Genomic DNA, 24,947 nt, shown 5'->3' with positions numbered 1-24,947 from the left:
GACGGAACCGGTTATGGGTTGTGGAGGTGGGCCGTCTCCGTGATGTCAGCGGAGAAAGGAAACCGAACGGCATGTACCTCAGACGCGGCAAGCGGGCCCGGAGCAAGCGGCCCCGGTGGCGTATCGCGGCTCCCGCGGGAGTGGCGGCCCTCGTCGTCCTGGGCGGGGTCGCCGCGGCGGCCACCGTCGCGACGAACTCGGGCGACCAGGCGGCCGGCGTCAAGGCGGGCACGTACACGCTCAAGGTCGCCAGGAGCGGCCAGTGCATGGATCTCACCGGGGGCAGCGCGTCTCCCGGGACGCTGATCCAGCAGTGGGGCTGCACCCCGCAGCAGAGCCACCAGCAGTGGACGCTGGTCGACCGGGGCTCGGGCAGGTTCAACATCAAGTCCGCGGCCACCGGGCAGTGCCTCGACGTCACGGGCGGCTCCACGACTTCCGGGACCCGCCTCCAGCAGTGGGGCTGCGGGACCGATCAGGCCAACCAGCTGTGGACGCTGAAGGCGGCCAAGGGCGACGCGTACCAGATCGTCAACGCCGGCAGCGGTCTGTGCGTGAGCGACGCGGGGGCGAGCACCGCGCCCGGCGCGCCGATCATCGAGGAGACCTGCTCCGTCAACAGCAACAAGCTCTGGTCGCTGACCGCGGTCGGCACCACCACGACCACCCCGGCCCCGTCCACGACCTCCTCCGGTACGACCATCACGGTGGCGGCCGACGGCAGCGGTGACGTCACCACGGTCCAGGCGGCCATCGACAAGGTCCCGGCGAACAACACGAAGCCGGTGACGATCGCCGTCAGGAAGGGCACCTACCGGGGCGTCTTCACGATCCCGGCCAACAAGCCCTACGTGACGCTCAAGGGGCTCGGGTCCACCGCCTCCGACGTCGTGCTCGTGGAGAACCACGCGTCCGGGGTGAAGAAGCCGGACGGCACGACGTACGGCACCGGCGACAGTGCCACCGCCTTCGTGAACGGCCACGACTTCTCGGCGTCGAACCTGACCATCTCCAACGACCACGACACCGGCACCGCGAGCACCGCCCAGGCGCTCGCGCTGAGCCTCTCCGCCGACCGGGCGGTCCTCACCAACGTGCGGATCCTCGGCCACCAGGACACCCTGCTGCTCAACGACTCCGCGCGGGCCTACTTCCTGAAGTCCTACGTGGCCGGCACCGTCGACTTCATCTTCGGTGGCGGGATCGGGGTCTTCGACCAGTCCGAGATCCACGAGCTGGGCAGCGGCGGCTATCTGACCGCCGCCAGCACCGCGGCGACCCGCACCTACGGGTACCTCTTCTACAAGTCGTCCATCACCGGCGCCGGGACCACGGGCGGCACCTACCTCGGCCGCCCGTGGCGGCAGAACGCGCAGGTGCTCTACCGCGAGTCCACCATCGGCTCGTTCATCAAGACCGCCCAGCCGTGGACCGACATGTCCGGCTCGACCTGGCAGGCCGCCCGCTTCAGCGAGTACGCCAACACCGGCGCCGGCGCCACGGTCAACGCCAACCGGCCGCAGCTGACCGCCGCCCAGGCGGCGAACTACACCCCGCAGAAGTACCTGGCCGGCTCGGACGGCTGGAACCCCCTCGCCACAGCCACGGCCGCCTCCACGACGACCACGACGGCCGCCCCGACCGGCACGGTCTGCAAGCCCACCGCGTACGGGGCGAAGGCGGACGGCACCACGAAGGACACGGCCGCCCTGCAGAAGGCCATCAACGCCTGCGCGGGCAAGGGCACGGTGGAGCTCACCAGCGGGAAGTACCTCTCGGGTCCCCTGACCCTGGCCGGTGACCTCACGTTCCAGCTCGACTCGGGAGCGACCCTGCTCGCCTCGCAGGACACCGCGGACTACCCCGTCACGGGAGGGAAGCTCGCCCCGCTGCTGTCCGCGTCCGACGCGAAGAACCTCACCATCACCGGCGCGGGCACGATCGACGGCCAGGGCGCTCCGTGGTGGGCGGTGATCAAGGCGGAGAAGGCCGCGGGCAAGACGCTGTCGGCCCGGCCCGCCCTGGTCAACGTCAACAAGGCCTCCAACGTGAAGATCACCGGCATCACGCTGAAGAACGCCCCCAACGTGCACATCGTGCTGAAGCAGGTCACCACCGCCGCGATCGACAAGATCACCATCTCGTCGCCGTCGGACTCGCCCAACACCGACGGCATCGACGTCTGGTCCTCGTCCGGCGTCGCGGTCACCAACAGCACCATCGACGACGGTGACGACAACATCGCCATCGACTCCTCGCCGTCGGGCGGCGCCGCCCACGACATCTCGCTGAGCAACTGCACGATCCTGCACGGCCACGGGCTGTCCATCGGCAGCTACACCGCGGGTGACGTCTACGACATCAATATCCACGACAACACTCTCACCGGCACCACCGCGGGCGTCCGCCTCAAGACCGCGCGCGACCGCGGCGGCGAGGTCCACGACATCACGTACAAGAACCTCAGGATGACCGACGTGAAGACCCCGATCCAGATCGTCGGCTACTACCCCTCGATCCCCGCGGACGGCGACCCCGCCCAGGCGATCACCGGCACGACGCCCGACTTCCACGACATCACGGTCTCCGGCATCACCGCGACCGGCGCCACCACGGCCGGCCAGATCATCGGCGTCCCCGAACGGCCCGTCACCGGGCTCACGTTGACCTCGGTCACCATCGGCGCCAAGACCGGCCTGACGGTCCGCAACGCCACGGTGCGCACGAGCTCCACGACCATCAAGCCCGCCTCGGGCCAGGCGTACATCGTCCAGAGCAAGGCCACCGTCCAGTGACCCTGTGACACCCCACCCCGGGCCGGCCGGTTCACTTCGGGGCCGGCCGGCCCGGTCAGGACAGGGGAACGCGGGTGAAGCGGCCCGCCACCCGCAGGTCGGCCTCGATGTGGTCCGCCGTCGTGCGCAGCTCGGGGAGGATCTCGCGTACGCACTCCTCGACCGTGTGCCGCGCCGCGTGCATCGCCACGTTCAGGGCGGCCACCACCCGGCCCGTGCGGTCGCGGACGGGGACGGCGACGGACCGCAGGCCCTCCTCCAACTCCTCGTCGACCAGGGCGTAGCCCTGTGCGTGGACCGAGGAGAGCACGGCGGTCAGGGCCGCCGGGTCCGTGACGGTCCGGGCGGTGATGGGGCGCAGGGGGCCCAACTGCCTTTCCCGTTCCGGGATGTCGGCCAGCATCACCCGCCCCATCGAGGTCGCGTACGCCGGCAGCCGCGTCCCCACCGTGATGTTGACGCTCATGATGCGGCTCGTGGCGACCCGGGCCGTGTACTGGATGTCCGTCCCGGAGAGGACGGACAGGGACGTCGACTCGTGGACGGCGTGGGCGAGTTCGGCCATGTGCGGGGCCGCGATCTCGGCGACCGAGGTGCGGGAGAGCGGCGGGAAGCCCAGGGACAGGACGCGCGGGGTCGGCTCGAAGACGCGGTCCCGCGCCCGCACCAGGCCCAGGTGCTCGTAGGTGATCAGCGCGCGGCGCGCGGTCGCGCGGGCCAGCCCCGTCGCCTGGGCGACCTCCGTCAGGGTGAGCGCGGCCCGGCCCTCGCCGAAGGCGGTGAGGACGGTCAGCCCGCGGGCCAGGGACTCGACGAACTCCCTTCCCAGGGCCTGCTTGGACGCTCCGGTCCAGGTCGCGAGCCCCGAGGGCGTGACGGCCGGCTGCGTGAGCGGCGCCTCGCGCAGGTCGTCCTCCATCCTCCGCACCGCCGCCCGCAGCCGGGGGAGCAGCGTGTCCCGCAGGTCCGCCGCGGTGTGCCGGCTCGTATGGCTCACCACACTCGCCGCGCACGCGACCCGTCCGGTACGGGGGTCCCGTACCGGAACCGACACGGCCACCAGCCCCGGCTCGATCAACTGGTCGTCCAACGCCCACCCGTCGGCCCCGGCCGCCCTCGCCCGCCGCTCGAACTCCTCGTCCGCATACGGGTGTTGGCGCGGCGGTACGGCGGGAAAGCCGAGGTCCTCCGGATCCGCCGCCCGGCGCTCCCGCCACGCCCGCCACTCCTCCTCCCCCCACTCCGCCGCGAACAGCGGCCCTGGCGCGGTGCGTTCGGCCGGCAGCAGGTCGCCGATGCGGAAGCTGAGGGACATCGCCCGGCGGCGGGTGGCCTGGTGGATGAAGCGGATGCCGTCGCGGTCGCCGACGGCGAGGGACACCGACTCGTCGAGTTCGTCGGCGAGGGCGTCGGCGCGCGCGTCGAGCAGCGCGGGCAGACGCAGGGCGGCCAGATAGGCGTTGCCCAGTTCCATCAGACGGGGGGCGAGCACGGCGTCGCGGCCGTCGAGGCGGACGTATCCCATGCGGGCGAGCGTGGCGGTGATGCGGTCGACCGTGGAGCGCGCGAGCCCGGTGGCCCGCTCCAGTGCGCTCAGGCTGAGCGTCCCGCCCGCCTCGGTGAGCCGGTGCAGCACGGCGACCCCCCGGATGAGCGGCGCGACCGCCTCGCCCGGCACGCCGGCGGAATCGACCGACCCGGCGTCGGCGGCGGGATCGGCGTCGTCGGCCGTCGTGGACTTCACGGACATCGGCTTCTCGGCTTCTCCGGTGCGGCGATCAGGGCACGGTCACCGTAATCCCTCGCGCCGTCCTCTCACCGCCGAGTGACCAGCACCCGGTAGTTCCCCGCCAGGTCCGCGCCCGCCACCGTGATCCGGATGCCCCGCTTCGGGTCCTTGAAGGTCTCGCCCGGGGTGAAGGGGGCGTCCGAGAGTTCGGCGTGGACGTTGGGGCTGCGGGTGCAGCCGCCGCTGTCCCGGTGGGAGTCGTACACCGTCACCGGTCCCATGCCCGTGTCCACGTCCGCGTCGACCTTGTAGATGAGGACGCCCGGGCGGCAGACCGCCTCGTCGTTGCCCTCGTGGGTGCGCAGTTCGACGGCGTAACCGGTGCCGCCGGAGAGCGGGACGAAGATCAGCTTCGGGCCGCCGGCGCGGGCCAGCGGGGTCAGGGTGTACTCGGCCGTGCCGTGCGTCGTCGCGCAGCCGACCTGGGAGGCGTCCAGCCAGCCGAGCTTCCACTTGTGCCAGCCGAGCAGGTCGTTGTTGGCGCCCCAGTCCTCGCTCATGATGTCCCAGTGGCCGACCGAGCCGCCGCCCTCCTGGGTGTACAGGTCGGGCAGGCCGAAGACATGGCCGTTCTCGTGCGGGAGCACCCGGTAGCCGGTCCGGTCGTAGGAGCCGGAGCCGTCGTCCTGGCGGGAGTAGACGAAGGACGCGTTGGCGACCGGGACGCCGTCCGCCACCGGCGCCTCGGTGTTGCCGGCGAAGGTCACCGAAAGGACCGTGTCCAGGGCGGAGGGGCCCGCGTTCGGGGTCATCAGCACGTTCAGGAAGTCGTAGTCCCGGAAGTCGACCTTGGGGTCGGCCGCGCTCACGATGTCCTGGACCAGGTCGCGGTAGCCGGGGTCGAAGGGGGCGCCGCGCTCTATGCCGTACGCCTTGAAGGCCTTCGGCATGCGCAGCCAGTGCGGGACCGGGGTCTCGGGGCGGTAGTCGAGACGGCCGTAGGAGGCGGTGCGGAACCACTGCTGGGTCTGCGGGAAGAACTCGTGGAAGCGGTCGAGCGCGTTGCCGGGGCCCGGCGCGTCGGGGAAGTCGACCATCAGGGTCAGGGCGCGGACCGTGCCCGTGGAGCGGGAGTAGCCGGTGGCGGTCGGCACGCCCTCGGACATCTGGACGGCGCGGCGGCCGCTGATCATGCAGGGGCCGGACGCCGAGCCGCGGGCCATCGCGATCGGACCCGCCCCGGCCGCCGTGCTGCCCGCGGTCGGGTGCCCCCCGGTGCCGGCGGAGGTGCTGACCCCCAGGACCAGGGCGGTCACGGACGCGAGGGCGGCCACGCGGCGCGGGCGTATCCGACGGCTGAGCTGCATGCACGGGCCCTTCGTCGATGGCAGCCGCCGGTCCCGGACTGCACCCTTTCGATCACCCTCGGTCGCGGGGTGACCGGGCGCGCGCTGGAAGAGCCGAACGTGGGTTTCGGCGAAGAAGGGGTGTGACTCAGGTCACATCAAATGTTCCCCTCAACCTGAAATAACCGGGGAGCGTCTCCCCGTTTAGTCAGGTGTCCGAGCGAAACGGGGACTGGCTCCCCGGATCGCGGAAGCAAGACCACCGACCCGAGGAGTACGCCGTGACCGCCACGACGACCGCACAGCGCAAGGTGCCCCGGCCGCGCGCCGACGCCCTGCGCAACCGGGAGCGGATCGTCAGCGCGGCCCGGGAGATGTTCACCGAGTACGGCCCGGATGTGCCGCTCGACGACATCGCCCGCCGGGCCGGCGTCGGCAACGCCACGGTGTACCGCAACTTCCCCGACCGGGACGCGCTCGTCCGCGAGGTCGTCTGCTCGGTCATGGACCGGATGTCGGAGGCGGCGGAGCGGGCGACCACCGAGACCGGCGACGCCTTCGCGGCCCTCGAGCACTTCGTGCACACGTCCGCCGACGAGCGGATCAGCGCGCTGTGCCCGATGGTCCAGAGCACCTTCGACAAGAACCACCCCGATCTCGAAGCGGCCCGCGAGCGCTGCGAGGAGCTCGTGACGGAACTGATGGACCGCGCCAAGCAGGCCGGCCAGCTCCGTCCCGACGTCGGCGTCGGCGACCTGATGGTCGTCGTGGCCCAGCTCAGCCGGCCCCCGGCCGGCACCGACTGCCTCCGCAACGACCGCTTCGTGCACCGCCATCTACAGCTGTTCCTGGACGGACTGCGGGCCCCGGCCCGATCCGTGCTGCCGGGTGCGGCCGTGACCATGGAGGACATGCGCCAGGCCTGACCGATTAGTTCAGCGCTCCACACCAGTCCCTAGTGCGGGGCCGCGCAGCCGGCCCCTGACTACTTCAGCGATTCCTCTTTCCGTCCCGAAGTCCCGAAGTGGGTACCCCCATGTCTGAAACAGCCTCAAAGGCTCTCGGCGTCAGCGATACCAGCGCTCACGCCAACCGCTGGAAGGCGCTCGTCTTCATCGCGCTCGCCCAGCTGATGGTCGTCCTCGACGCCACCATCGTGAACATCGCGCTCCCGTCCGCCCAGACCGACCTGGGCATCTCCGACGGCAACCGGCAGTGGGTCGTCACGGCCTACGCGCTGGCCTTCGGCGGTCTCCTCCTGTTCGGCGGCCGGATCGCCGACCTGTGGGGCCGCAAGCGGGCCTTCGTCGTCGGCCTCATCGGCTTCGCCGCCGCCTCCGCGCTCGGCGGAGCGGCCACCACCGGCGCCATGATGTTCGGCGCCCGTGCCCTCCAGGGCGCCTTCGGTGCCCTGCTCGCGCCCGCCGCGCTCTCCCTGCTCGCCGTGATGTTCACGGACCCCAAGGAGCGCGCCAAGGCCTTCGGCATCTACGGTGCGATCGCCGGTGGCGGCGGCGCCGTCGGCTTCATCCTCGGTGGCGTGCTGACCGAGTACATGGACTGGCGCTGGACGTTCTTCGTCAACATCCCGTTCGCGATCATCGCCGCGCTCGGCGCGTACTTCGTCATCCGTGAGCCGGAGGGCGGCCGCAACCGCAACCCGCTCGACATCCCCGGCGTGCTGCTGTCCACCCTCGGTCTGATCTCGCTGGTGTACGGCTTCACCCGCGCCGAGTCCGACGGCTGGGGCGACTCGACGACGATCGGCCTGTTCGTCGCGTCGGCCGTGCTGCTGGTCTCCTTCGTCCTCACCGAGGCGAAGGTCAAGGCCCCGCTGCTGCCGCTGCGCGTGATCACCGACCGCAACCGCGGCGGTATCTACCTCTCGCTCGGCATCGCGATCATCGCGATGTTCGGCACGTTCCTCTTCCTGACCTACTACCTCCAGGTCATCAAGGGCTTCTCGCCGATCAAGACCGGCTTCGCCTTCCTGCCGATGATCGCGGGCATGATGGTCGGCTCCACCCAGATCGGCACCCGGCTGATGACCCGGGTCCCGGCCCGGATGCTGATGGGCCCCGGCTTCCTGGTCGCGGCGAGCGGCATGCTGGTCATGACCCAGATGGAGATCGGCTCCTCGTACGCCTCGATCATCCTGCCGGCGATGCTCCTGCTCGGTCTCGGCATGGGTACGGCGTTCATGCCGGCCATGTCCCTGGCCACCCTGGGCGTCGAGCCCCGGGACGCCGGTGTCGCCTCCGCGATGGTCAACACCTCGCAGCAGGTGGGCGGCGCGATCGGTACGGCCCTGCTGAACACGATCGCCGCCTCCGCGACGACCTCCTACATCAAGGACCACATCGCCGGCGCGACCTCCAAGTCGCAGGCCCAGCTGGTCCAGATGCAGGGCGCGGTGCACGGCTACACCAACGCCATCTGGTTCGCCGTCGGCATGCTGGTGCTGGCCGCGGTGATCGTCGTGACCCTGGTCAACGCCGGCACCCCCGGCTCGACCACGGTGACCGGCTCCGAGGAGGGCGTCGAGGACGAGTTCGCCGTCCCGGTGGTCGCCCACTGACGGCGCCCGTCCGGCCGTACCCCTTCGGAACCACCTGTACGTAGGAGGAAGGGGACGCCTCCTACGTACGACCCCAGGACCTGCCCTAGCGGAGCCAGGGCAGGTCCGCACCCGCATCGCTCGGCTGAAGTCCCTCGGCGACGATCTGCATGATGTCGCCGAGGGACTTCTGCTGTTCCGGGGTGAGCCGCTCGAACACCGCCTGCCGTACGGCGCTCACATGGCCGGGCGCGGTGCGCTGGAGCACCTCGTATCCCGCGTCGGTCAGCACCGCGAACTGGCCCCGCTTGTCGGAGGGGCAGTCCTCGCGGCGCACCCAGCCGTTCTTCTCCAGGCGCGCGATCGCGTGCGAGAGCCGGGAGCGGGTGATCTTCGCCTTCATGGCCAGCTCGGTCATCCGCAGCCGCCGCCGGGGCGCCTCGCCGAGGCCGACGAGCAGGCCGTAGTAGATGTGCGGCATGCCCGCGTCCCGCTGGAGCTGGCGGTCGAGATGGTCCTCCAGGAGGGTGGAGGCGTGCACGTAGGAGCGCCAGATGCGCTGCTCGTCGTCGGTCAGCCAGCGGGTGTCTTCGGTCGCGGGTGCGTTCATGCTCATGCACTCCACTCTACGAGAGTCCTCCTTGAAGTTTAAACAATTGGAGCGTACAGTTTTCCTTGGAGATTGAGACTTAAAGTAATTCGAAGTAATCGCGAGGGAGTCACCGCCATGTCAGCCGCCGCACCGGAGCGCATGCCCGCCCTCTACCTCAGCCACGGCGCCCCGCCGCTCGCGGACGACCCCGTCTGGCCCGGCGAACTCGCCGCCTGGTCCGCCGACCTGCCCCGCCCCAAGGCGATCCTCATGGTCTCCGCCCACTGGGAGGAGGCCCCGCTGGCCCTCGGCGCGGTCGACCCCGTCCCCCTCGTCTACGACTTCTGGGGCTTCCCCGAGCACTACTACCAGGTGAAGTACGGGGCTCCCGGCGCCCCCGAACTCGCCGAGTCCGTACGGAAGCTGCTGCGCGCCCCGGGCACGCCGGTGCAGGACATCCCGGACCGGGGCCTCGACCACGGCGCCTACGTCCCGCTCGTCGAGATGTTCCCGGCCGCCGACATCCCGGTGCTGCAGATCTCGATGCCGACCCTCGACCCGCGCCGCCTGATGGAGATCGGCCGCAGGCTCGCGCCACTGCGCGACGAGGGCGTGCTGATCGTCGGCTCCGGCTTCTTCACCCACAACCTGGCCGCGCTGCGGCACCTGGGCGCGGGGGTGCCGACCTGGTCCTCGGAGTTCGACGACTGGGGCCACAAGGCGCTGGAGTCCCGCGACTGGGACGGCCTGCTGGACTTCCTCGACAAGGCCCCGGCCGGCCGTTACGCCCATCCGCGCACCGAGCACTTCGCCCCGCTCTTCGTCACCATGGGCGCGGCCGAGGCGGGCGGCGAGCTGGACTCGCAGCGGTCGGTGATCGACGGCTTCTGGATGGGGATGGCGAAGCGGTCGGTGCAGTTCGGCTGACCTGCCGGTCTATCCGTGCAGGTCCTTCTCGTACCAGGCGACGTCCCAGTAGCGGCCGAACTTCCGGCCCACCTCGCGGTACGTGCCGACGTGCCGGAACCCGAAGCGTTCATGCAGCCGCGTGGACGCTTCGTTGGGCTGTGCGATGCCCGCGTAGGCGCGGTGCAGATCCTCGTCCGCGAGGGCCTCGAAGAGGGCTTTGTAGAGGAGCGTGCCGATGCCGCGGCCGCCCGCGTGGGGGGCCAGGTAGATCGTCGTCTCGACCGAGGTCTCGTAGGCGGCCTTGGCGCGATAAGGGCTTGATGTGGTGTAGCCCAGAATTTCCTGTGTGTCCCCGTCTGTGGCAACCATCAGGCGGTGCGGGCCGTCTTCAGGGTGGGAGAGCAGCCAAGGGCGCCGCTCCCGAGGAGCGAAGACGACGGTGTCGAATGTGATGGGCGTCTCACGTACGTAGTGGTTGTAGATGTCGGTGAGGGCTTCGAGGTCCCGCTCGACTCCCGGCCTGACCTGCACCTCTGTACGTTCCGACGGCATCGGACCTCCTCATGTGGCGGCACAGGGTACTGCATGATCAGAAAAATCGGGGGTCGGGTTGGGAATTCTGTCCGGATTCCAGTCGTTGTTTCCAACAGATGCCGGGCACCCGACCAAGGTGCTGAGAGGTACTCGAGGGCGAGCGCCTGGCATCTGAAGGACCACCCGCCAGCCCACCATTTGCAAGGGAGCACGCATGGCAACCCGTGCCGTCGCCCGTCGTCAGTCCGCCTCCGGCGGGACCGTCGACAAGGCCCGCAGTGTTCGCGCACATGGCGGCGAGATCGCAGACCGCGACCTGGTCGGCATGTACCTCGACGAGATAGCGCGCACACCGCTGCTCGACGCCGCCAAGGAGGTCGAGCTGTCCCAGATCATCGAGGCGGGTGTGTTCGCGCGGCAGGTTCTCGACGGGTACGAGGATTCCAAGGCCGAAGCCTCCCGCGAGGAGCTGGAGGCCCTGGTGGCCGACGGCGAGCGCGCGAAGGACGTCTTCATCCGCTCCAACCTCCGTCTGGTCGTGGCCGTGGCCCGCCGCTACCCCCGTAGCGGACTGCCCCTGCTCGACCTGATCCAGGAGGGCAACGCCGGCCTGGTGCGCGCGGTCGAGAAGTTCGACTACGCCAAGGGCTTCAAGTTCTCGACGTACGCGACCTGGTGGATCCGTCAGGCCATCACCCGCTCCATCGCCGACCAGTCCCGCACCATCCGCCTCCCCGTCCACCTGGTGGAGGAGCTGGGCCGGATCCGCCGGGTGCAGCGCGAGTTCAACCGCGAGCACGGCCGCGACCCGGAGCCCGCGGAGATCGCCGCCGAGCTCGGCTCGAACGCGGACCGCGTGATCGACGTCCTGGACTGGGCCCGCGACCCGGTCTCGCTGAACATGTCGGTGGACGACGACGGCGACACCCAGTTCGGCGACCTCCTGGAGGACACGTCGGCGGTCTCGCCCGAGCAGTCGGTCCTGACCCTCCTGCGCAGCGAGGAACTCGACGACCTCATCGGCCGCCTGGACCCGCGCACGGCCTCCATCATCAAGATGCGTTACGGCATCGAGGACGGCCGCGAGCGCACGCTGACCGAGGTCGGCAAGGAGCACGGCCTGACCCGCGAGCGCATCCGCCAGATCGAGAAGCACGCGCTGCTGGAACTGAAGAAGCTGGCCCGCGACACCGGCTTCGAGGCGGCCGCGTAGGCGCCACGGCTCCAGGACAGGTATCGGTGGCCGAGGGCGTGCGCGCGGGGGCGCGTGTGGCTCGGCGGCCGCCGGGTGGCGTACGGCGCCCGTGGACCGCGTACCTGGCGTACGACGGCCGTGGACCGCGTACGCCGGGTGGCGGAAGACCGCGCAAACAATGGCGGTGTTACGCCGCTTCAACCCACGGGGGCCTGGGAAAAAGACTTCAGGGCACAGGAGTTCGGGCCTCGCGGCCCAGGAACCCATCGAAGCTCAGGAGTCCCAGAAGCCCAGGAACCCCCAACAGAGCCAAGTCCCGACGCACACCCCCCCGGCGCCGGGACTCTCCCTGAGCCGGGCTCCGGCGCCCCTCCCCCCGGGCGCTGGGGCCCGGCTCTCTCTTGCTTTCGTGCTGGTCCCCGTACTGGGGCATGCTGGATGGCGGGGCACCCCGGACCTGAACCCCGGGGTGGCCCGCCGAATGGCAGATTGTGCCACATGGGCATAGCCTGCCGAGTGTGAGCAGCTCCACCCCAGCACCCGGAACCCGTACCGCCTCTCCTGCGTCGCCCGGCTCGCTCACCGAGCGGCGCAAGGCCGAGACCCGGATGGACATCGCCCGCGCCGCGGCCGGGCTCTTCGTGAGACAGGGCCTGCGCGCCACCCGCGCCGAGGACATCGCCCAGGCGGCGGGCATCGCCCCCCGCACGTTCTACCGCTACTTCGCCACGAAGGAGGAGGCCGTCGCGCCCCTCTACGCGGCCGGCGCCCAGCGCTGGGCGGAAGCGGTCGCGGCGGCCCCCGCCCACCTCACCGTCCCCGAGGCCCTGGAACACGCGGTCCAGTACACCCTCACCCCGGGCGCGGGCGTCTCGGCGGCCTCCTGGGAGCTGGTCCGCACCCTGATCCGCCTGACCGACAGCAGCCCGGCACTGGGGAAGGTGTGGGCGGAGGTCTGCCATGAGTCGGAGGGACGGTTGGGGGAGGTTTTGGTGGGGCGGGTGTACGGGGGGTTGGGGGCCGGGGGCGGCGGTGACGGCGTCGAAAGTGACGGTGTCGGCCGTTCGGCCGGCGGTGACAACGTTGCTGTGAGCTCCGACCTCGCCCCGTCCCTGTGCTTCGCCGCCGCCGTGGCCGGGGCCGCGGTGCGGGTGGCTGTCGAGCGGTGGGCGTCCGGCGACGCCCCGGCCCGGGGGCCCGAGGGGCCCGCGGCGCTGGCCCTGCGGAATCTCGCGGCGCTGAGGAGCTTTCCGTGGGACGAGGTGTTCAGTTCGCCGGCGTAGGCGCCCCCGCCGCCCGCGTCAGTCGCCCACCCAACTCCCGTACGGATTCCACGAGTTCGGCAGGCTCCCGGACCGTGAACTCGAAGCCGAGCAGCGCCAGCCGGACCGCCGTCCACTCCACCGCGTCGCCGACTGTGGCACGCAGCCGGCACGACTCCGCGTCCAGCGGCTCCGGCGCGCCCAGCCACTTGGGGAGCCGCGCGGCGACGTTCTGCGCCGGGGCGGCGAAGACGACCTCGAAGTCGTAGGACTCCTGGTGCCGTTGCATGGACCGGCGCAGATACTCGGCCGCGCTCCCCGTCGGCAGCTCGCGCGGCGCGAACCGCGCGCCGGTCGCGAACGGCTCGCTCACCCGGTCGACCCGGAAGGTCCGCCAGTCGGCCCGGTCGAGGTCGTACGCGACGAGGTACCAGCGACGTCCGGTAGAGACGAGCCGGTACGGCTCCGTCACGCGCCGCGACTCGGTCCCGTCCCCGGCGCGGTAGGCGAACCGCAGCCGCTCCCGCCCCGCCACCGTCGAGGCCATCACGGTCAGCGTCTCGGGCGCGATGCTCGCCCCGTCCCCGCTGGTCAGCGGCGTGGTCGCGGCCTGGAGGGTGGAGACGCGGTGGCGGAGTCGCGACGGCAGCACCTGTTCGAGCTTGGCGAGGGCCCGTACGGACGCCTCGTCCACGCCTTCGAGCGCGTGCCCGGCGCCGGCCCGCAGGCCGACCGCGATCGCCACGGCCTCCTCGTCGTCGAGCACGAGCGGCGGCATCGCCTTGCCGGCGACCAGCCGGTAGCCGCCGTCCGCGCCGAGGGTGGCCTGCACGGGATAGCCCAGCTCACGCAGCCGGTCGATGTCCCGCCGCACCGTGCGCCGCGAGACCCCGAGCCGCTCGGCGAGCTCGCCGCCGGGCCATTCGCGGGGCGTCTGGAGCAGGGAGAGGAGCGTCAGGAGCCGTGCCGGGGTGTCCGTCGTCATGAGTTCGAGGATGCCGTACAACTAGGACACGATCTGACCTACTGGGGTCGTAACTTCAGGACATGACCTCACCTTCTGCCGAAACATCTGACCTCGATACGGCCGCTGTCGCCGACCGGCGTCGCTGGTTCGCCCTCGCGATCGTGATGACCGCGGCCTTCATGGACCTCGTCGACGTCACGATCGTCAACATCGCGATCCCGTCGATCCGGCAGGACGCGGGCGCCTCCTTCAGTCAGATCCAGTGGATAACGGCGGGGTACGCGCTCGCCTTCGCCGCCGGCCTGATCACGGGTGGCCGCCTGGGCGACATCCACGGCCGCAAACGTCTCTTCCTCGTCGGCATCGGCGGCTTCACGATCGCGTCGGCGCTGTGCGGGCTCGCCGCGAACCCGGAGATGCTGGTCGCCTCCCGGATCCTCCAGGGCGGCATGGCGGCGATGATGGTGCCGCAGGTCCTGGCCATCGTGCACGCGACCTTCCCGGCACACGAACGCGGCAAGGTGTTCGGCATGTTCGGTGCGGTCGTCGGCCTGGGCGCGGTCACGGGCCCGCTGCTCGGCGCCCTGCTGACGGAGTGGAACCTGTTCGGCCTGGAATGGCGTCCGATCTTCCTCATCAACCTCCCGGTGGGCATCGCGGGCCTTCTCCTGGGCAGCCGCTTCATCACCGAGTCCAAGGCGCCGCGCGCCCTGAAGCTGGACCTGGTGGGCGTCGCCCTGGTCACGCTGGGTCTGCTGATGCTGCTGTACCCGCTCACGCGCGGCCGTGAGCTGGGCTGGCCGCTGTGGGGACACCTGTCGATGGCGGGTGCGGTGGTGGTCTTCGGAGCGCTGGTGGCATACGAGAAACGGAAGGCCGCGCGGGACGGTTCCCCACTGATCGAACTGTCCCTCTTCCGCGTGAAGAGCTTCGCGGCAGGCATCGCCGTACAGACCGTCTTCGGCGTGGCGCTCGGCGTCTTCTTCCTGGTCTGGACCCTGTACATGCAGATCGGCCTGGGCTGGACCCCGCTCCGCGCGGGCCTGACGGGCGTCCCCTTCTCGATCGCGGTCTCCACGGCGGCGGGCCTGTCCGTCCAGCAACTGGTCCCGCGCTTCGGCCGCAAGGTCCTCCAGACGGGCGCCCTGCTGATGGCGGCGGGCGTACTCCTCTACATCTGGGAGTCCGACCGCTACGGCCTCGGCATCACGTCCTGGCAGATGTCACTGCCGCTGGTGGTGATGGGCGTCGGCATGGGCCTGATCGTCGCCCCACTGACGGACGCGGTGCTCTCCGATGTACCCAAGGAGCACGCGGGCTCGGCGTCGGGACTCATCAACACGGTGCAGCAGATGGGGAATGCGCTGGGGCTGGGGCTGGTGTCGGTGGTGTTCTTCGGGACGATCGGGGACCGGCTGACGGCGACTCAGGTCGGTCCCGCTTTCGTGGACGGATTCCAGCACGCGCTCGTGTGGGTGGCCGGGGTGATGGGGGTGATCTTCCTGCTGATGTTCGCTCTGCCGGGGCGGGCGGCGGAGCAGTCGGAGGGGGCCGGTGCCGAGCGCCCTGGACAGGCGGGCGAAGCCTCATCGCGTGTGGAGGAGAGGGTTCCCGCCCACTGAAACGGCGCCCCTCGCTCCGCCGACACAACTGGCCCTCTGCCCCGATCCCGTATCGGGACAGAGGGTTGTGTTATCGGTCACATTCATGTATCCTCGCGCGGGCGACCGGTTCGTGTCGTATCAGCCGGAAGCAACGGGGCGTCATGTCATCGATCAATCAAGCCACTTCATCCGACGTGGCGGCCTCGGACACGGCTTGGTCGAGCTGGCTTCCCGACCTCTCGGGGATCTCTCTGGGGGAACTCACCGCCCTCGACGGCGCGGTCCTGGAGTCCTCGGTGAAGCAGTTGAGACGGTGTGTCAACCAACCACTTTCCACTATCGGTGGCAGCCAGGGAAGCTGATTCCCATCAGAACCGGCCGGGCACACTCCGTGCTCGGTAAGACCGATTAAGGTGCACGGCACGTCACTCCCGGCCGGGAACGAGGAAATCGTGCCGATGCACCGCCACCAGCTCTCCGCCTCCGTCCTGCGGGCCCTGACGGCCACCACCGAGGACGAGGTGGCCGTCACTGCGCTCCTCGATGTCGAGTGCAGCCGTCGCCTTCTCCTCCTGCGCGGGATCCTGGACGCCTGCTCCGAGATGCCCGATGCGGCCGAAGCCGAAGTCCGGGAAGCGTGGCAGCTGCTGGAGACCGCCCAGAGACGCGCCCCCGGCGCCTTCCGGACCGTCCTGCTCGACCCTCAGGTCGGCCTGTGGGCGGCCGCTCTCTTCCGTCGGCTGTCCCCGGCTGAGCGGGTCGCCGCGGAGGAAGGGGTGCCGCTCCGGGTGGATCTCGGCTTTCTGCGTCAGTTCGCGGCATCCGTGGCCATCTTGGCGGGCGTCTCCTTCCGGGCACAGGTGGTGACGCGGCACGGGACCGTTTTTCTCCCCTGTTTGGGGCGTGCGCGCCTGGGCACCGCCGAGGCCTGGGACGCCGCCGAGATCCGCGGGGAAGGCGGCGTGGTGACAGTCATGGGGCGCGGCACGACGGTCACGCTGCCCGCAGACCCCGAACAGGACGCCGAGGGCTGGGAAGGGTTGCGCCGAGTCCGCGCCTCGGCAGAGGGGCTGTCCCTCACCTTCGCCGTCGACGACCTCGGCCCCTACCCCGCGGTCGGCGGGCTCGCGGCCTCCCGGCGGCTCTCACCTGCGGGACTGGCCGACTGGCAGCGCTGGATCTCGGCCATGTGGCCACTGCTGGTGGCCGACCACCGGGCAGATGCCCGCGCGCTCTCGGCCGGGCTGCTGTCCCTGGTCCCCCTGCCCCGCAGAGAACGCCTGCGCAGCCGCACGGCCTCGTCGAGCGATGCCTTCGGCTGCGTCCTGCTGTCCGAGCCGGATCAGGACATGGAGGTGCTGCCTGCCCAGCTCGGCGTGGCCCTGGTCCACGAGTTCCGGCACACGCTGCTAAACGGCCTTATCTTCCTCGCGCCGCTGTTCGAGGACTGTGGCGACCTGTTCTACGCACCCTGGCGGGACGATCCGCGCCCGCTCGGCGGGCTGGTGCACGGGGCGTACGCCTTCTCCGGGGTCGCCCGCTTCTGGCGGGCACGCGGCCAGGAGGAGCTCGCGCGCTTCGAGTTCGCGCTGTGGCGCGACGCTCTGGACCAGGTGCTCACCACCCTGCGCGACCACCCTCTGCTGACCTCGATGGGGCGCAGGCTCTGCGAGGCGCTCGCGGAACAGACCGCGCCGTGGCGCGACGAGCCGGTGGGGGAGCGCGAGTTGTCCCTCGCCCGCCTGGCCTCCCTCCACCATCGCGCGACCTGGCGTGCCCACCACCTGCACACACCCGCTCCGTACGCGCTGGCCCTGGCTGGGGCCTGGGAGCACGGCCGGTCCGCAGACGACGGTCCGCACACCGTGTTTCCCGACGGGGCACCCGAGCCCGAACTGCGCCCGGACCCCGAGGCATGTCGGCTCGACACCCTCGCCCTGCTGGCCCGCCTCAACATCATTGCCCCTGCGGAGTTCGACGAGTTGCTCGACGAAGAGGACCTCGCCTCCCGCGTTCCTGGATCCGGCAGCGCCGATCTGGCGCTGGTTGCCGGGGACGCGGAGACAGCCGTGAAGCTGTACGCCGAGGAGCTGGCCGTCGCGGGCGCCAGACCCGGGGCCTGGGCCGGTCTCGGGCTGGCGCTGATCGCGACCGGGCAGCGGGAGGCCGGGTTCGCCTTGATCAACCGCCCCGAACTCGCCGTTGGCGTCAGCCGATCGCTGCCTGAGCCGCCGGACCCCGTGGCTCTGGCGCACTGGCTGGCCCGTTAGCCCCGCTCGATTCCCGCTGCTACAGCGGCATGGGGTCTATGTCACAGTCGGCTCGGTGCTCCCAGTCAGCGGCTTGGGCCACCGCCGGGTGACTGCTGCCCAGTTTGCGGCCGAGGCGTTCCCTGGTGTCGGTGTGGAGGGTGTCGGCCTCGTCCGTCTGGCCCAGGGCGCGCAGGTCCATGGCCAGATTGGCGGCGCAGGCGAGGGTGGACGGATGGTCCTCGTCAAAGACCTCCCGGGAGCGACGGAGCGTTTCGACGTCGAGCGCCCGGGCCGCGCCGGCATCGCCGAGGGCGTAGTGGTCGCTGGCCAGGTTGGTGCGGCACACCAGTGTGGACGGATGCGTCTCGCCCAAGGACGCCGCGAACTCCTCCAGCACCAGCGAGTTGATGTACTGGGCGGCCGCGGGGTTGCCCAGCAGCCGATAGGTGATGGCCAGGTTCAACGCGGCCGACAGGGCGTGCGGGTGGTGCTTGCCGTATGTCGTCTCGTACTGATCGCAGATGTCGGTACCCAGGCGTAGCGACTCCGGAAGGTCGCCGCTGTGCCGCAGATGCACCGTCAACTCCAGTGTGGCGGCCATGGATTCCGGATTGTGGGTGCCGTACCGGTGGACGATGTCGGTGCGCGCCTGCTCCGCCGTCGTGATCGCCTCCCGGTGTTCGCCTGCTTTGCGGAGCGCCACGGCGAGATGCCTGAAGCAGGAGAGGCTGAGCGGATTGTCGCTGCCGAGCAGAGAGTTGGACCGCTCGACAATCTCCCGGTGATAGGTCAGGGCCACTCCGTACTCGCCGAGTTCCCGGACATCGAGGATGTGACCGAGCCATGCGTTCAGTGTGGAGACGTGGTCTTGTCCGTAGATCTCGGTGTAGCCGCTCCATGTCTGCTGGTCGAGGTCGCGGGCGCGGGCGAAGTCGCCGATCAGGCGCAGGCTCACGCCCAGGTTGTGGGCGGCGCGCAGGGTCTCGGGGTCGTCGGGTCCCAGCAGACGCAGGTACTGCTGGTGGACGGACTCGGAGAGAGCGAGGGCCTCGCCGAAGGCGCCCCGAACACGGTGGTCGATGGCGACGTTGCCGAGTGCGTCGATGGTGTCCTGGGCATCGGGGCCGATGGAGCGCCGGTAGGCCTCCAGCACGGCCGAGTTGAGGTCGGCGGCCTCCGGGTACTTGCCCATGGTGAACAGCAGGAACCCCAGCCAGCGGCCCACCTGCAGGGTCTGCGGGTGGTCCTCGCCCAGGCTCTGCGACCAGGTCTCGTGTGCCGTACGAGCGAGTTCGAGTCCGGACTCGTAGTCACCCCAGCGCAGCATGTAGATGACCTCGTTGACGACGAGGTTGCGCACCCAGCCCACATCGGACTCGGCGGCGTCCGATACCAGGACGTGCGGGTAGAGGGATCCGTAGCGCTCCCAGCGCAGGATGTTGTTGGGGTCGTTGGGGTCGCTCGCGGCCAGCAGCAGATGTGCGCCCCGCCGCATGGCGTTGCGGTCCTCCTCGGTCATCCGGTACAGCAGCGCGGCCTGCACCAGTCGGTGCATCTGCAGTGAGTTGTTGCGGTGGTTGAAACGGGCCAGCGAGTAGCGGCCGATCTCGCGGATCACCTGGCCCAGGCGGATCGGGTCCTCCAGCGCCAAGTCCAGTTCGGGTGCGATGGAACCGCGCGGCATGCGGGCGAACAGGGTGCGGGCGATCGGCTCGGGTGCGTAGAACGAGCAGACCTGGAGCAGCTGGTAGGCAGCCGGGTTCTTGGTTTCGAGCTGGTCCAAGGAGATGTTCCAGGCGGCGATCACGGGGTGCTGGTTGTCCAGGGGCGCGGTGCCGCGCAGCAGGTCTACGCGTTTCTCGTTCAGCAACCGCAGATACTCGTCGACAAGCATGCCGGTCTCGGCGTGCCAGGCGGCCGCCTGCTCGATGGCCAGCGGCAGGTCGCCGAGGGCCTCCGCCAGCCGGTCGGCGTCCTCGTCGCTGATTTCCGGTCCGCGCACCCTCAGGAGTTGCTTGCTCTCCTCCCGCATGAAGACGTCGACCTCCAACGGCCGTGCGATGGAGGCCCATTGGGGGTTGCGTGAGGTGATGAGGATGTTGCCCGGGCCGCCGGCCGGGAAGAACAGTTGGACGGCCTCCGGGCTTTCGGCGTTGTCGAAGACCAGCAGCCAGTTGGCGTACGGTTTCCCGATCCGCAGCGACTCCAGGACCGCGGCGACCGTCGAGGAGGCGTCACTGCCGGGCGTGAGGCCCAGGCGCGGAGCGAGCTCGACGAGGGAGAGGGAGATCTGCGCGCTGCGCTCCGCGGAGATCCACCACACGACGTCGTACTCGGTCATCCTCCGGTACAGGTACTCGACCGCGAGCAGGCTCTTGCCCACGCCGCCCATCCCGTGCAGGGCGTGCGGCAGCACCGCCGTCGCCTTCTCTCGCAGCAGCCGCTGGTGCAGCTTCTCGAGGAGCTCCTCGCGACCGGTGAAGTTCGGGTTCCTGGGCGGGATGTTCCCCCAGACCGTGGGCGTGTTGCGGGTGCGTTCGGTTCCCACGGTGCCCGCCGGGGCCTGCTGCGGCATCGCCAGCCTCCAATTCCCCTGATACGTCGGGCGGTCGGCGTCGCCCGGATCGCGGGTGACGGCTTGGCTGAGTGTCGGGAGTGCGGTGGTTTCCTTGCGTGCTGCTGCTCGTCCCGGGGCGTGATGGGCGGAGATCACCGCGTCCACCTCGCGCGCCGGTTTCAGGAGCGGTCCGGACAGGGCGTGGAGCACGGCGCTCTCCGCCATGAGCCACGGCCCGGACTCCTCCGTGACCGGCGGGAGCCGGGGGACGGCGACCCCACTGAGCAGCCGGGGCAGTCGCCACAAGTGTTCCCCGTCGGATCCCCGGCGATCCCCCACCAGTTCGACAACTCGTATCAGATCGGTACGGCGGCCGGCGGCCAGCAGTTCCTCGCGTACGCCGGGCTCGAACTCGTACGCCTCACGCGTGCCGTCGGCAGGGCGGACCAGGCCGTGGACCAGCAGCTGGGCGAACTCGGCGAGCGAGCAGCCGGGCATCAGGCGGTCCAGTACCCGGCGGACCAGCGGTGGGGTCAGCGGGATGACGGCGAGCTGGGTGGCGAGGGTGAACACGTCCTTGGCGACCGACGAGCGGAAGCCCGCAACCCGGGCCGCGGCGCCCTGCGGCGGGCCGGGGTCCCCGCGTTCGGGCACCCCGGCCCGCGGGAAGATCACGGTCAGCGGCAACCAGACCGGCGGCCCGGCCCCGAGCAGCCCTGACCAGGCCTCCAGCCAGCGTGGGGACAGCTCCAGTACCGGAATCGGTACGTCGGGACCGTGGCCCGAGGGCCGTTCGCGCACATCGGGACCGAGGCCGCGGGCCTCCCAGCGGAGTCGGTGGTTGGGCACGCAGGGGCCGGGAGAGCGCAGCAGCACCTGCCAGCCACGCAGGCCGGTCGCCGGCCACACCGGATGCGGCAGCAGATGGATCAGCGCGACCGGGCCGGCCTGGCCCCAGCGCCGCAGCAGCGGCTCGACGGAGTGCGTACGCCAGCGGGGTCCGGCCCCGTCGGTGAGCAGCAGCGTCAGTCGGCCGTCGGCGCCGCGACGGGGCAGCGTGGCCGGATCCGTGCTGCGCCCGTGCGGCAGCCGGTGCACTGTGATCCGCCCGAAGCCGCCGACGCGGCGCAGCAGTCCGGTGAACTCCCGCACCGTTTCCTGCCACACCTTCATCGTCGGCCCGGAGTCGACGACCACCGCCACGTCCAGGGTCCGCCGGCCGCGCCCCGCCCGCAGCACGGTCCCGGCCCGCCGGAGGGACTCGGGGAGCCCGTCGTGGAGCTCGGGCCAGAAGCCGGTCACGGCTCCTCCGGCGCCGTCCACGCCCACAGGGTGTCGACCGCCGACCGGAACCCGTCGCCATCGGCCAGCGACCGCAGGACACCGGTGGCGGACAGCTGGAGCGCGTCCAGGAGACGCTCCACGACCGGGCCTTCGGTGTCGGCGGCCCGGTCGAGGAAGGCCTGCACCACATCGGCCGCAGGGCTGCCGGGGGTGTCCGGTGGGAAGCGGGCCGCGGCCATGGCACGCAGTGCCCCGGCGTCCGGCCGGTCCATCCGCAGGCGCACACAGCGGCGGACCAGATCGAAGGGCAGATCCCGTGTTCCCGTGCTGGTGACGACCATGATCGGGAAGGCGTGGCAGCGCACCTCCCCGCCGCGTAGCGACACCGTGGCCGCCGGGTCGTCGTCCGTCGCCACCCGCTCGGCACCGCCCGGCACGGTGAACCCGCCCGCCGTCAGCACGGTGCACAGGTCCTCCGGCAAGGCGATCTCGGCCCGGTCCAGCTGGTCGATCAGCAGCACCCGGGGAGCGCGGTGCGGCAGGAAGGCGGTGCCCAGCGGACCGAGCCGGCCCTCGTCGGCGTACAGGCCCTCGCGCAGTGTGCTGAGGCTCGTGACATGCCAGCGCAGGACGCGCCCGAGGCCGAGTTCCCGGGCGATGCGGTGGGCCAGCGTCGACTTTCCGGTACCGGGCCCGCCGGTCACCAGGAGCGGGCGCCTCAGATACAGGGCGGCGTTGACCCGGGCCACCTCGTCCGGCGCGGGAGGCAGCGGTTCGGCTCCGTCGCCCAGGACCACGGAGGCGTACGGGTCCTCGGCCGGCGGCGGGGGCAGGTCCGGGCCGCCGCCGAAACTGCGCCAGCCGGGCGGCTCGGGCCAGGCGGGCGGGGTGGAACGGGGGCGGCCGGTGCCTGTGTAGATGCCCCAACTCCCCGGATCCCGCGGAGACTCCGGCGGTGTCTCGCTGTTCGACGGCATGAACCGCGTCCTTCCGTATCCATGGCATGAACGGCGTTCACGGCCACTACATGTCCGGTAGTACGGGCTTGTGGTCCGGGTCGTCCCACAGGACCGTGAGATGACGCGCGGGGTGCCATTCGTCCTGTCCGTCGGGGTCCTGGACCGCTGTCCTTCGGCGGTACGCGGTGACGTTCGCGGGGAAGCGCCGCAGGCCGTCGGCGAGCAGTCCGTCGACCACGCCCAGGAACTCCTCGGTCGTGCGGTCGGCCCGGTGCCAGATCACCACGGGCAGTCCGCTGCGCAGCGCGGCCTCCAGCTCCCTGCTGCCGTGTCCATCGGCCCGCGGGGGTTCGCTCAGCACGGTGGCCACGATGCGCTGGTCGCCGTCCAAGCGATCCTTGAGACCACGCAGATGGCCGCCGCCCCTGCGGGCCACGTTGACGTGGACCGACTGCGACGGGTGCTCGCCGATCGACAGTTGCAGCCAGCGGTGTTGCCAGAACTCGTGCCAGGCGGTGTTCCGCAGCCGGTCCAGGCTTCGGATGACCACGGGGTAGTGCCTGGCGAGCGGCACGTGCGGCACCTTGCCGGGGTCCAGGGGCCACCAGTCGACAGGGAGGTTGAGCAGCTCGAAGGGCAGCACGAACTCCAGCCACAGATGCTCGGGCCGCTCCCCGGCGGCCTCCTCGGTCCTGCGCACTATCCCGCTCACCGCCCGTACCAGGTCGCCGCCGCTCACCTGCGGCAGCGCTGCGCCCCGCTCCCAGTACGGACCCCGCGCCGGCGACATGAACGAGTGCGAGACGGTGTAGCGTCCGCTCTCCAGTGGGTCCGGTGTGATGTGGATCGCCAGGTACTCCAGCTGCCGCCGCACCGGCGCCGTCGGGGAGTTCACCCGGTCCCGCCGGTCCCGGTCGAGCAGCTCCGCCAGCCCACAGCGCAACGCCCACTGCCGGTTGCGGGCCAGTACCTCGAAGGCGACGCGGTAGTCCATGAAGTCGGTGCTGCGGTCGAGATAGAGCATCCAAGGCGGCAGCCCGTCGCGGGGCGCCCCCTGCCCGGCCATGTGCAGGAAGTCGTGCCAGGGGTTCTCGGCATACGGCGGTGGCGCGGAGGCGCGCCCCGCCGTGGCCGTGTGCACCAGGGCGGTCCGTATCGAGGACGCCACCGGCAGGACGCTCAGCATCCCGGCGAGGAACTCCCACGAGTCGGTGACCTCGGGCAGGCCCGTCAGCGAGCCGACGGCCGTCCACTCGTCGGCGAGCCGGTGCACGAGCGGCGTCTGCGAGCAGTCGGTCTCCAGCCCGAGCAACTGGTGGGCGAGCGCCGTGAGACCGCCCGGACGGTGGGCGCAGAATCGGAACAGCTCGACCAACTGCAGCCGTGCGGTGGCCTGTTCGCGTAGTGCGGCGGGGTGGCCGAGCGCTTCGCCGACCAGCTCGACCAGCCGGGCCCGCGCCCGCGGGTCGTCCAGGGCGCGGACCGCGAGCAACGCCATCAGCGTCTCCTCGCCGATCCGCTGCCGTATCCGTAACGCCGAGCCCCCGCGGCCCTCGCCGCCCTCGGATGTCAACGCAGCCCCACTCAGCCGGGGAACCGTGGCGGCAGGGCGGGCTTGGAGCGTCCGGTGCGGGCGGCGCGGACACCGGTGAGGAGCCGCTCGGCGGCCGCCTGCGGGGACAGCCCCACCAGGTCGACGTAGACCAGGGCGGACAGCATCCCGTCCGGTTCGCACGGGGCCACCCGCACCGGGAGCAGCCTCCGGGTGAGGCCGAGGGGGTCTGCCCGCTGCACGGCCTGCCACTCCTGCCGTCCGTAGACGGACTCCATGTAGGCCGGGGACAGCACGGCGATGGTGCGCTCGCACTCGGTCACCCCCTTCTCCATACCGACCGGCCAGTTGCTCCCGGGCACGAAGTCCCACGCCTGCACCAGCACCCCGTATCCGGCCTCCTCCAATTGCCACGCGATCCAGGCGGCCCAGGCCCGGTCGGCGGCGGTGTAGGAGACGAAGAAGTCGAGGGGGTGGGGCGTGGGCGGGGTGCCCGGGGGCGCCTCGTGGGCGGTCGTCCGTGGTGTTTCGGGCACCTGGGCCGTTTCGATGTGCTCCCGGACCAGCGCGCTCACGGCGTCGGACGTCCGGCTGTGGCCCTCGATCAGGGAGACCGCGGAGGCCAGGGCCGGCAGTCCGCTCTCCTCACGCTCGCAGAAGTGCACGAGCTCGATCAGTTGCAGGGTCGTGGCGGCCTGCTCGCGCAGCGGGACGGGACGTCCGAGTGCCTCCCCCACCAGATCGATGAGCAGCGCACGCGCGTGCCAGTCACTCATTACCGGCGAGTCCTGCAGTGCCAAGACCATCCGCCGCAGCCACTCGTCGTCGGGCCGGGCGGGGCGGCTCGGGTCGT

General features: G+C 70.9%; 17 protein-coding genes. 8 read left to right on the top strand and 9 right to left on the bottom strand.

What is annotated here, in order from left to right:
• Window positions 1-71 precede the first annotated feature (71 nt).
• Window positions 72-2,795 carry a pectinesterase family protein gene (locus ACQEWB_RS20875; RefSeq protein WP_432833155.1) on the top strand — a complete coding sequence of 908 codons (2,724 nt, stop codon included), beginning with the start codon at window positions 72-74 and terminating at the stop codon, window positions 2,793-2,795.
• A 55-nt stretch (window positions 2,796-2,850) separates the two neighbouring features.
• Here ACQEWB_RS20875 and ACQEWB_RS20870 read toward each other — a convergent pair whose 3' ends face one another.
• Both ACQEWB_RS20870 and ACQEWB_RS20865 read right to left on the bottom strand, forming a co-directional pair.
• Complete coding sequence (locus ACQEWB_RS20870) at window positions 2,851-4,545, bottom strand: IclR family transcriptional regulator domain-containing protein (RefSeq protein WP_432833153.1); 1,695 nt, start codon at window positions 4,543-4,545, stop codon at window positions 2,851-2,853.
• Window positions 4,546-4,610: 65 nt separating this feature from the next.
• On the bottom strand, window positions 4,611-5,891 hold the full coding sequence (locus ACQEWB_RS20865) for a M6 family metalloprotease domain-containing protein (protein ID WP_432833151.1): 1,281 nt from the start codon (window positions 5,889-5,891) through the stop codon (window positions 4,611-4,613).
• Between the two features lie 260 nt (window positions 5,892-6,151).
• Here ACQEWB_RS20865 and ACQEWB_RS20860 point away from each other — a divergent pair, with 260 nt between their 5' ends.
• Both ACQEWB_RS20860 and ACQEWB_RS20855 read left to right on the top strand, forming a co-directional pair.
• A complete protein-coding gene (locus ACQEWB_RS20860; RefSeq protein ID WP_432833149.1) occupies window positions 6,152-6,796 on the top strand; it encodes a TetR/AcrR family transcriptional regulator in 645 nt (214 codons plus the stop codon).
• A 110-nt stretch (window positions 6,797-6,906) separates the two neighbouring features.
• Window positions 6,907-8,448, top strand: coding sequence for an MFS transporter (locus ACQEWB_RS20855; protein ID WP_432833147.1), 1,542 nt, complete (start codon window positions 6,907-6,909; stop codon window positions 8,446-8,448).
• Between the two features lie 85 nt (window positions 8,449-8,533).
• On the opposite strand, the gene ACQEWB_RS20850 is transcribed toward ACQEWB_RS20855, so the two are convergent.
• On the bottom strand, window positions 8,534-9,043 hold the full coding sequence (locus tag ACQEWB_RS20850; RefSeq protein ID WP_432833145.1) for a MarR family winged helix-turn-helix transcriptional regulator: 510 nt from the start codon (window positions 9,041-9,043) through the stop codon (window positions 8,534-8,536).
• A gap of 111 nt (window positions 9,044-9,154) precedes the next feature.
• On the opposite strand from ACQEWB_RS20850, the gene ACQEWB_RS20845 reads away from it, so the two are divergent.
• Entirely contained in the window at window positions 9,155-9,946 is a 792-nt protein-coding gene (locus ACQEWB_RS20845) for a dioxygenase family protein (protein WP_432833143.1), read from the top strand.
• 9 nt (window positions 9,947-9,955) lie between these two features.
• Here the strand turns inward: ACQEWB_RS20845 and ACQEWB_RS20840 are convergent, their stop codons facing one another.
• Entirely contained in the window at window positions 9,956-10,480 is a 525-nt protein-coding gene (locus tag ACQEWB_RS20840; protein ID WP_432833141.1) for an N-acetyltransferase family protein, read from the bottom strand.
• A 196-nt stretch (window positions 10,481-10,676) separates the two neighbouring features.
• Between ACQEWB_RS20840 and ACQEWB_RS20835 the strand changes: the two genes are divergently transcribed.
• Together ACQEWB_RS20835 and ACQEWB_RS20830 are read left to right on the top strand one after the other, a co-directional pair.
• Complete coding sequence (locus tag ACQEWB_RS20835) at window positions 10,677-11,675, top strand: sigma-70 family RNA polymerase sigma factor (RefSeq protein ID WP_432833139.1); 999 nt, start codon at window positions 10,677-10,679, stop codon at window positions 11,673-11,675.
• 500 nt (window positions 11,676-12,175) lie between these two features.
• On the top strand, window positions 12,176-12,940 hold the full coding sequence (locus ACQEWB_RS20830; protein WP_432833137.1) for a TetR/AcrR family transcriptional regulator: 765 nt from the start codon (window positions 12,176-12,178) through the stop codon (window positions 12,938-12,940).
• Here ACQEWB_RS20830 and ACQEWB_RS20825 read toward each other — a convergent pair.
• On the bottom strand, window positions 12,924-13,904 hold the full coding sequence (locus ACQEWB_RS20825; RefSeq protein ID WP_432833135.1) for a helix-turn-helix transcriptional regulator: 981 nt from the start codon (window positions 13,902-13,904) through the stop codon (window positions 12,924-12,926). The genes ACQEWB_RS20830 and ACQEWB_RS20825 overlap by 17 nt on opposite strands.
• Window positions 13,905-13,966: 62 nt before the next feature.
• Here ACQEWB_RS20825 and ACQEWB_RS20820 point away from each other — a divergent pair, with 62 nt between their 5' ends.
• Both ACQEWB_RS20820 and ACQEWB_RS20815 read left to right on the top strand, forming a co-directional pair.
• A complete protein-coding gene (locus ACQEWB_RS20820; protein ID WP_432833133.1) occupies window positions 13,967-15,508 on the top strand; it encodes an MFS transporter in 1,542 nt (513 codons plus the stop codon).
• 440 nt (window positions 15,509-15,948) lie between these two features.
• On the top strand, window positions 15,949-17,760 hold the full coding sequence (locus ACQEWB_RS20815) for an HEXXH motif domain-containing protein (protein ID WP_432833131.1): 1,812 nt from the start codon (window positions 15,949-15,951) through the stop codon (window positions 17,758-17,760).
• A 19-nt stretch (window positions 17,761-17,779) separates the two neighbouring features.
• Here ACQEWB_RS20815 and fxsT read toward each other — a convergent pair whose 3' ends face one another.
• Genes fxsT through ACQEWB_RS20795 form a run of 4 tightly spaced genes read right to left on the bottom strand, consistent with a single transcriptional unit; the run spans window position 17,780 to window position 24,900 of the window.
• Complete coding sequence (gene fxsT, locus ACQEWB_RS20810) at window positions 17,780-21,622, bottom strand: FxSxx-COOH system tetratricopeptide repeat protein (RefSeq protein ID WP_432833129.1); 3,843 nt, start codon at window positions 21,620-21,622, stop codon at window positions 17,780-17,782.
• Window positions 21,598-22,560 (bottom strand): AAA family ATPase, encoded by a 963-nt coding sequence (locus ACQEWB_RS20805; RefSeq protein ID WP_432833126.1) that lies wholly within the window; start codon window positions 22,558-22,560, stop codon window positions 21,598-21,600. The genes fxsT and ACQEWB_RS20805 overlap by 25 nt, the downstream gene beginning before the upstream one ends.
• Window positions 22,561-22,606: 46 nt before the next feature.
• The gene (locus tag ACQEWB_RS20800) at window positions 22,607-24,115 is read right to left on the bottom strand and encodes an effector-associated domain 2-containing protein (protein WP_432833124.1); all 1,509 of its coding nucleotides are present in this window, start codon (window positions 24,113-24,115) and stop codon (window positions 22,607-22,609) included.
• A gap of 11 nt (window positions 24,116-24,126) precedes the next feature.
• Complete coding sequence (locus ACQEWB_RS20795; protein WP_432843919.1) at window positions 24,127-24,900, bottom strand: toll/interleukin-1 receptor domain-containing protein; 774 nt, start codon at window positions 24,898-24,900, stop codon at window positions 24,127-24,129.
• Between the last annotated feature and the right edge of the window lie 47 nt (window positions 24,901-24,947).

Origin of the sequence: Streptomyces sp. CA-249302 (genome assembly GCF_050936785.1) — a bacterium.
Lineage (GTDB): Bacteria > Actinomycetota > Actinomycetes > Streptomycetales > Streptomycetaceae > Streptomyces.
Note: the sequence above shows the minus strand (reverse complement) of the source record. Positions and strands in the feature narration are given on the sequence as shown.

Coding starts and splice junctions, on each gene's coding strand:
- ACQEWB_RS20875 (WP_432833155.1), top strand. CDS start 72: ATGTACCTCAGACGCGGCAAGCGGGCCCGGAGCAAGCGGCCCCGGTGG.
- ACQEWB_RS20870 (WP_432833153.1), bottom strand. CDS start 4,545: ATGTCCGTGAAGTCCACGACGGCCGACGACGCCGATCCCGCCGCCGAC.
- ACQEWB_RS20865 (WP_432833151.1), bottom strand. CDS start 5,891: ATGCAGCTCAGCCGTCGGATACGCCCGCGCCGCGTGGCCGCCCTCGCG.
- ACQEWB_RS20855 (WP_432833147.1), top strand. CDS start 6,907: ATGTCTGAAACAGCCTCAAAGGCTCTCGGCGTCAGCGATACCAGCGCT.
- ACQEWB_RS20850 (WP_432833145.1), bottom strand. CDS start 9,043: ATGAGCATGAACGCACCCGCGACCGAAGACACCCGCTGGCTGACCGAC.
- ACQEWB_RS20845 (WP_432833143.1), top strand. CDS start 9,155: ATGTCAGCCGCCGCACCGGAGCGCATGCCCGCCCTCTACCTCAGCCAC.
- ACQEWB_RS20840 (WP_432833141.1), bottom strand. CDS start 10,480: ATGCCGTCGGAACGTACAGAGGTGCAGGTCAGGCCGGGAGTCGAGCGG.
- ACQEWB_RS20835 (WP_432833139.1), top strand. CDS start 10,677: ATGGCAACCCGTGCCGTCGCCCGTCGTCAGTCCGCCTCCGGCGGGACC.
- ACQEWB_RS20825 (WP_432833135.1), bottom strand. CDS start 13,904: ATGACGACGGACACCCCGGCACGGCTCCTGACGCTCCTCTCCCTGCTC.
- ACQEWB_RS20820 (WP_432833133.1), top strand. CDS start 13,967: ATGACCTCACCTTCTGCCGAAACATCTGACCTCGATACGGCCGCTGTC.
- ACQEWB_RS20815 (WP_432833131.1), top strand. CDS start 15,949: ATGCACCGCCACCAGCTCTCCGCCTCCGTCCTGCGGGCCCTGACGGCC.
- ACQEWB_RS20805 (WP_432833126.1), bottom strand. CDS start 22,560: ATGCCGTCGAACAGCGAGACACCGCCGGAGTCTCCGCGGGATCCGGGG.
- ACQEWB_RS20795 (WP_432843919.1), bottom strand. CDS start 24,900: ATGGTCTTGGCACTGCAGGACTCGCCGGTAATGAGTGACTGGCACGCG.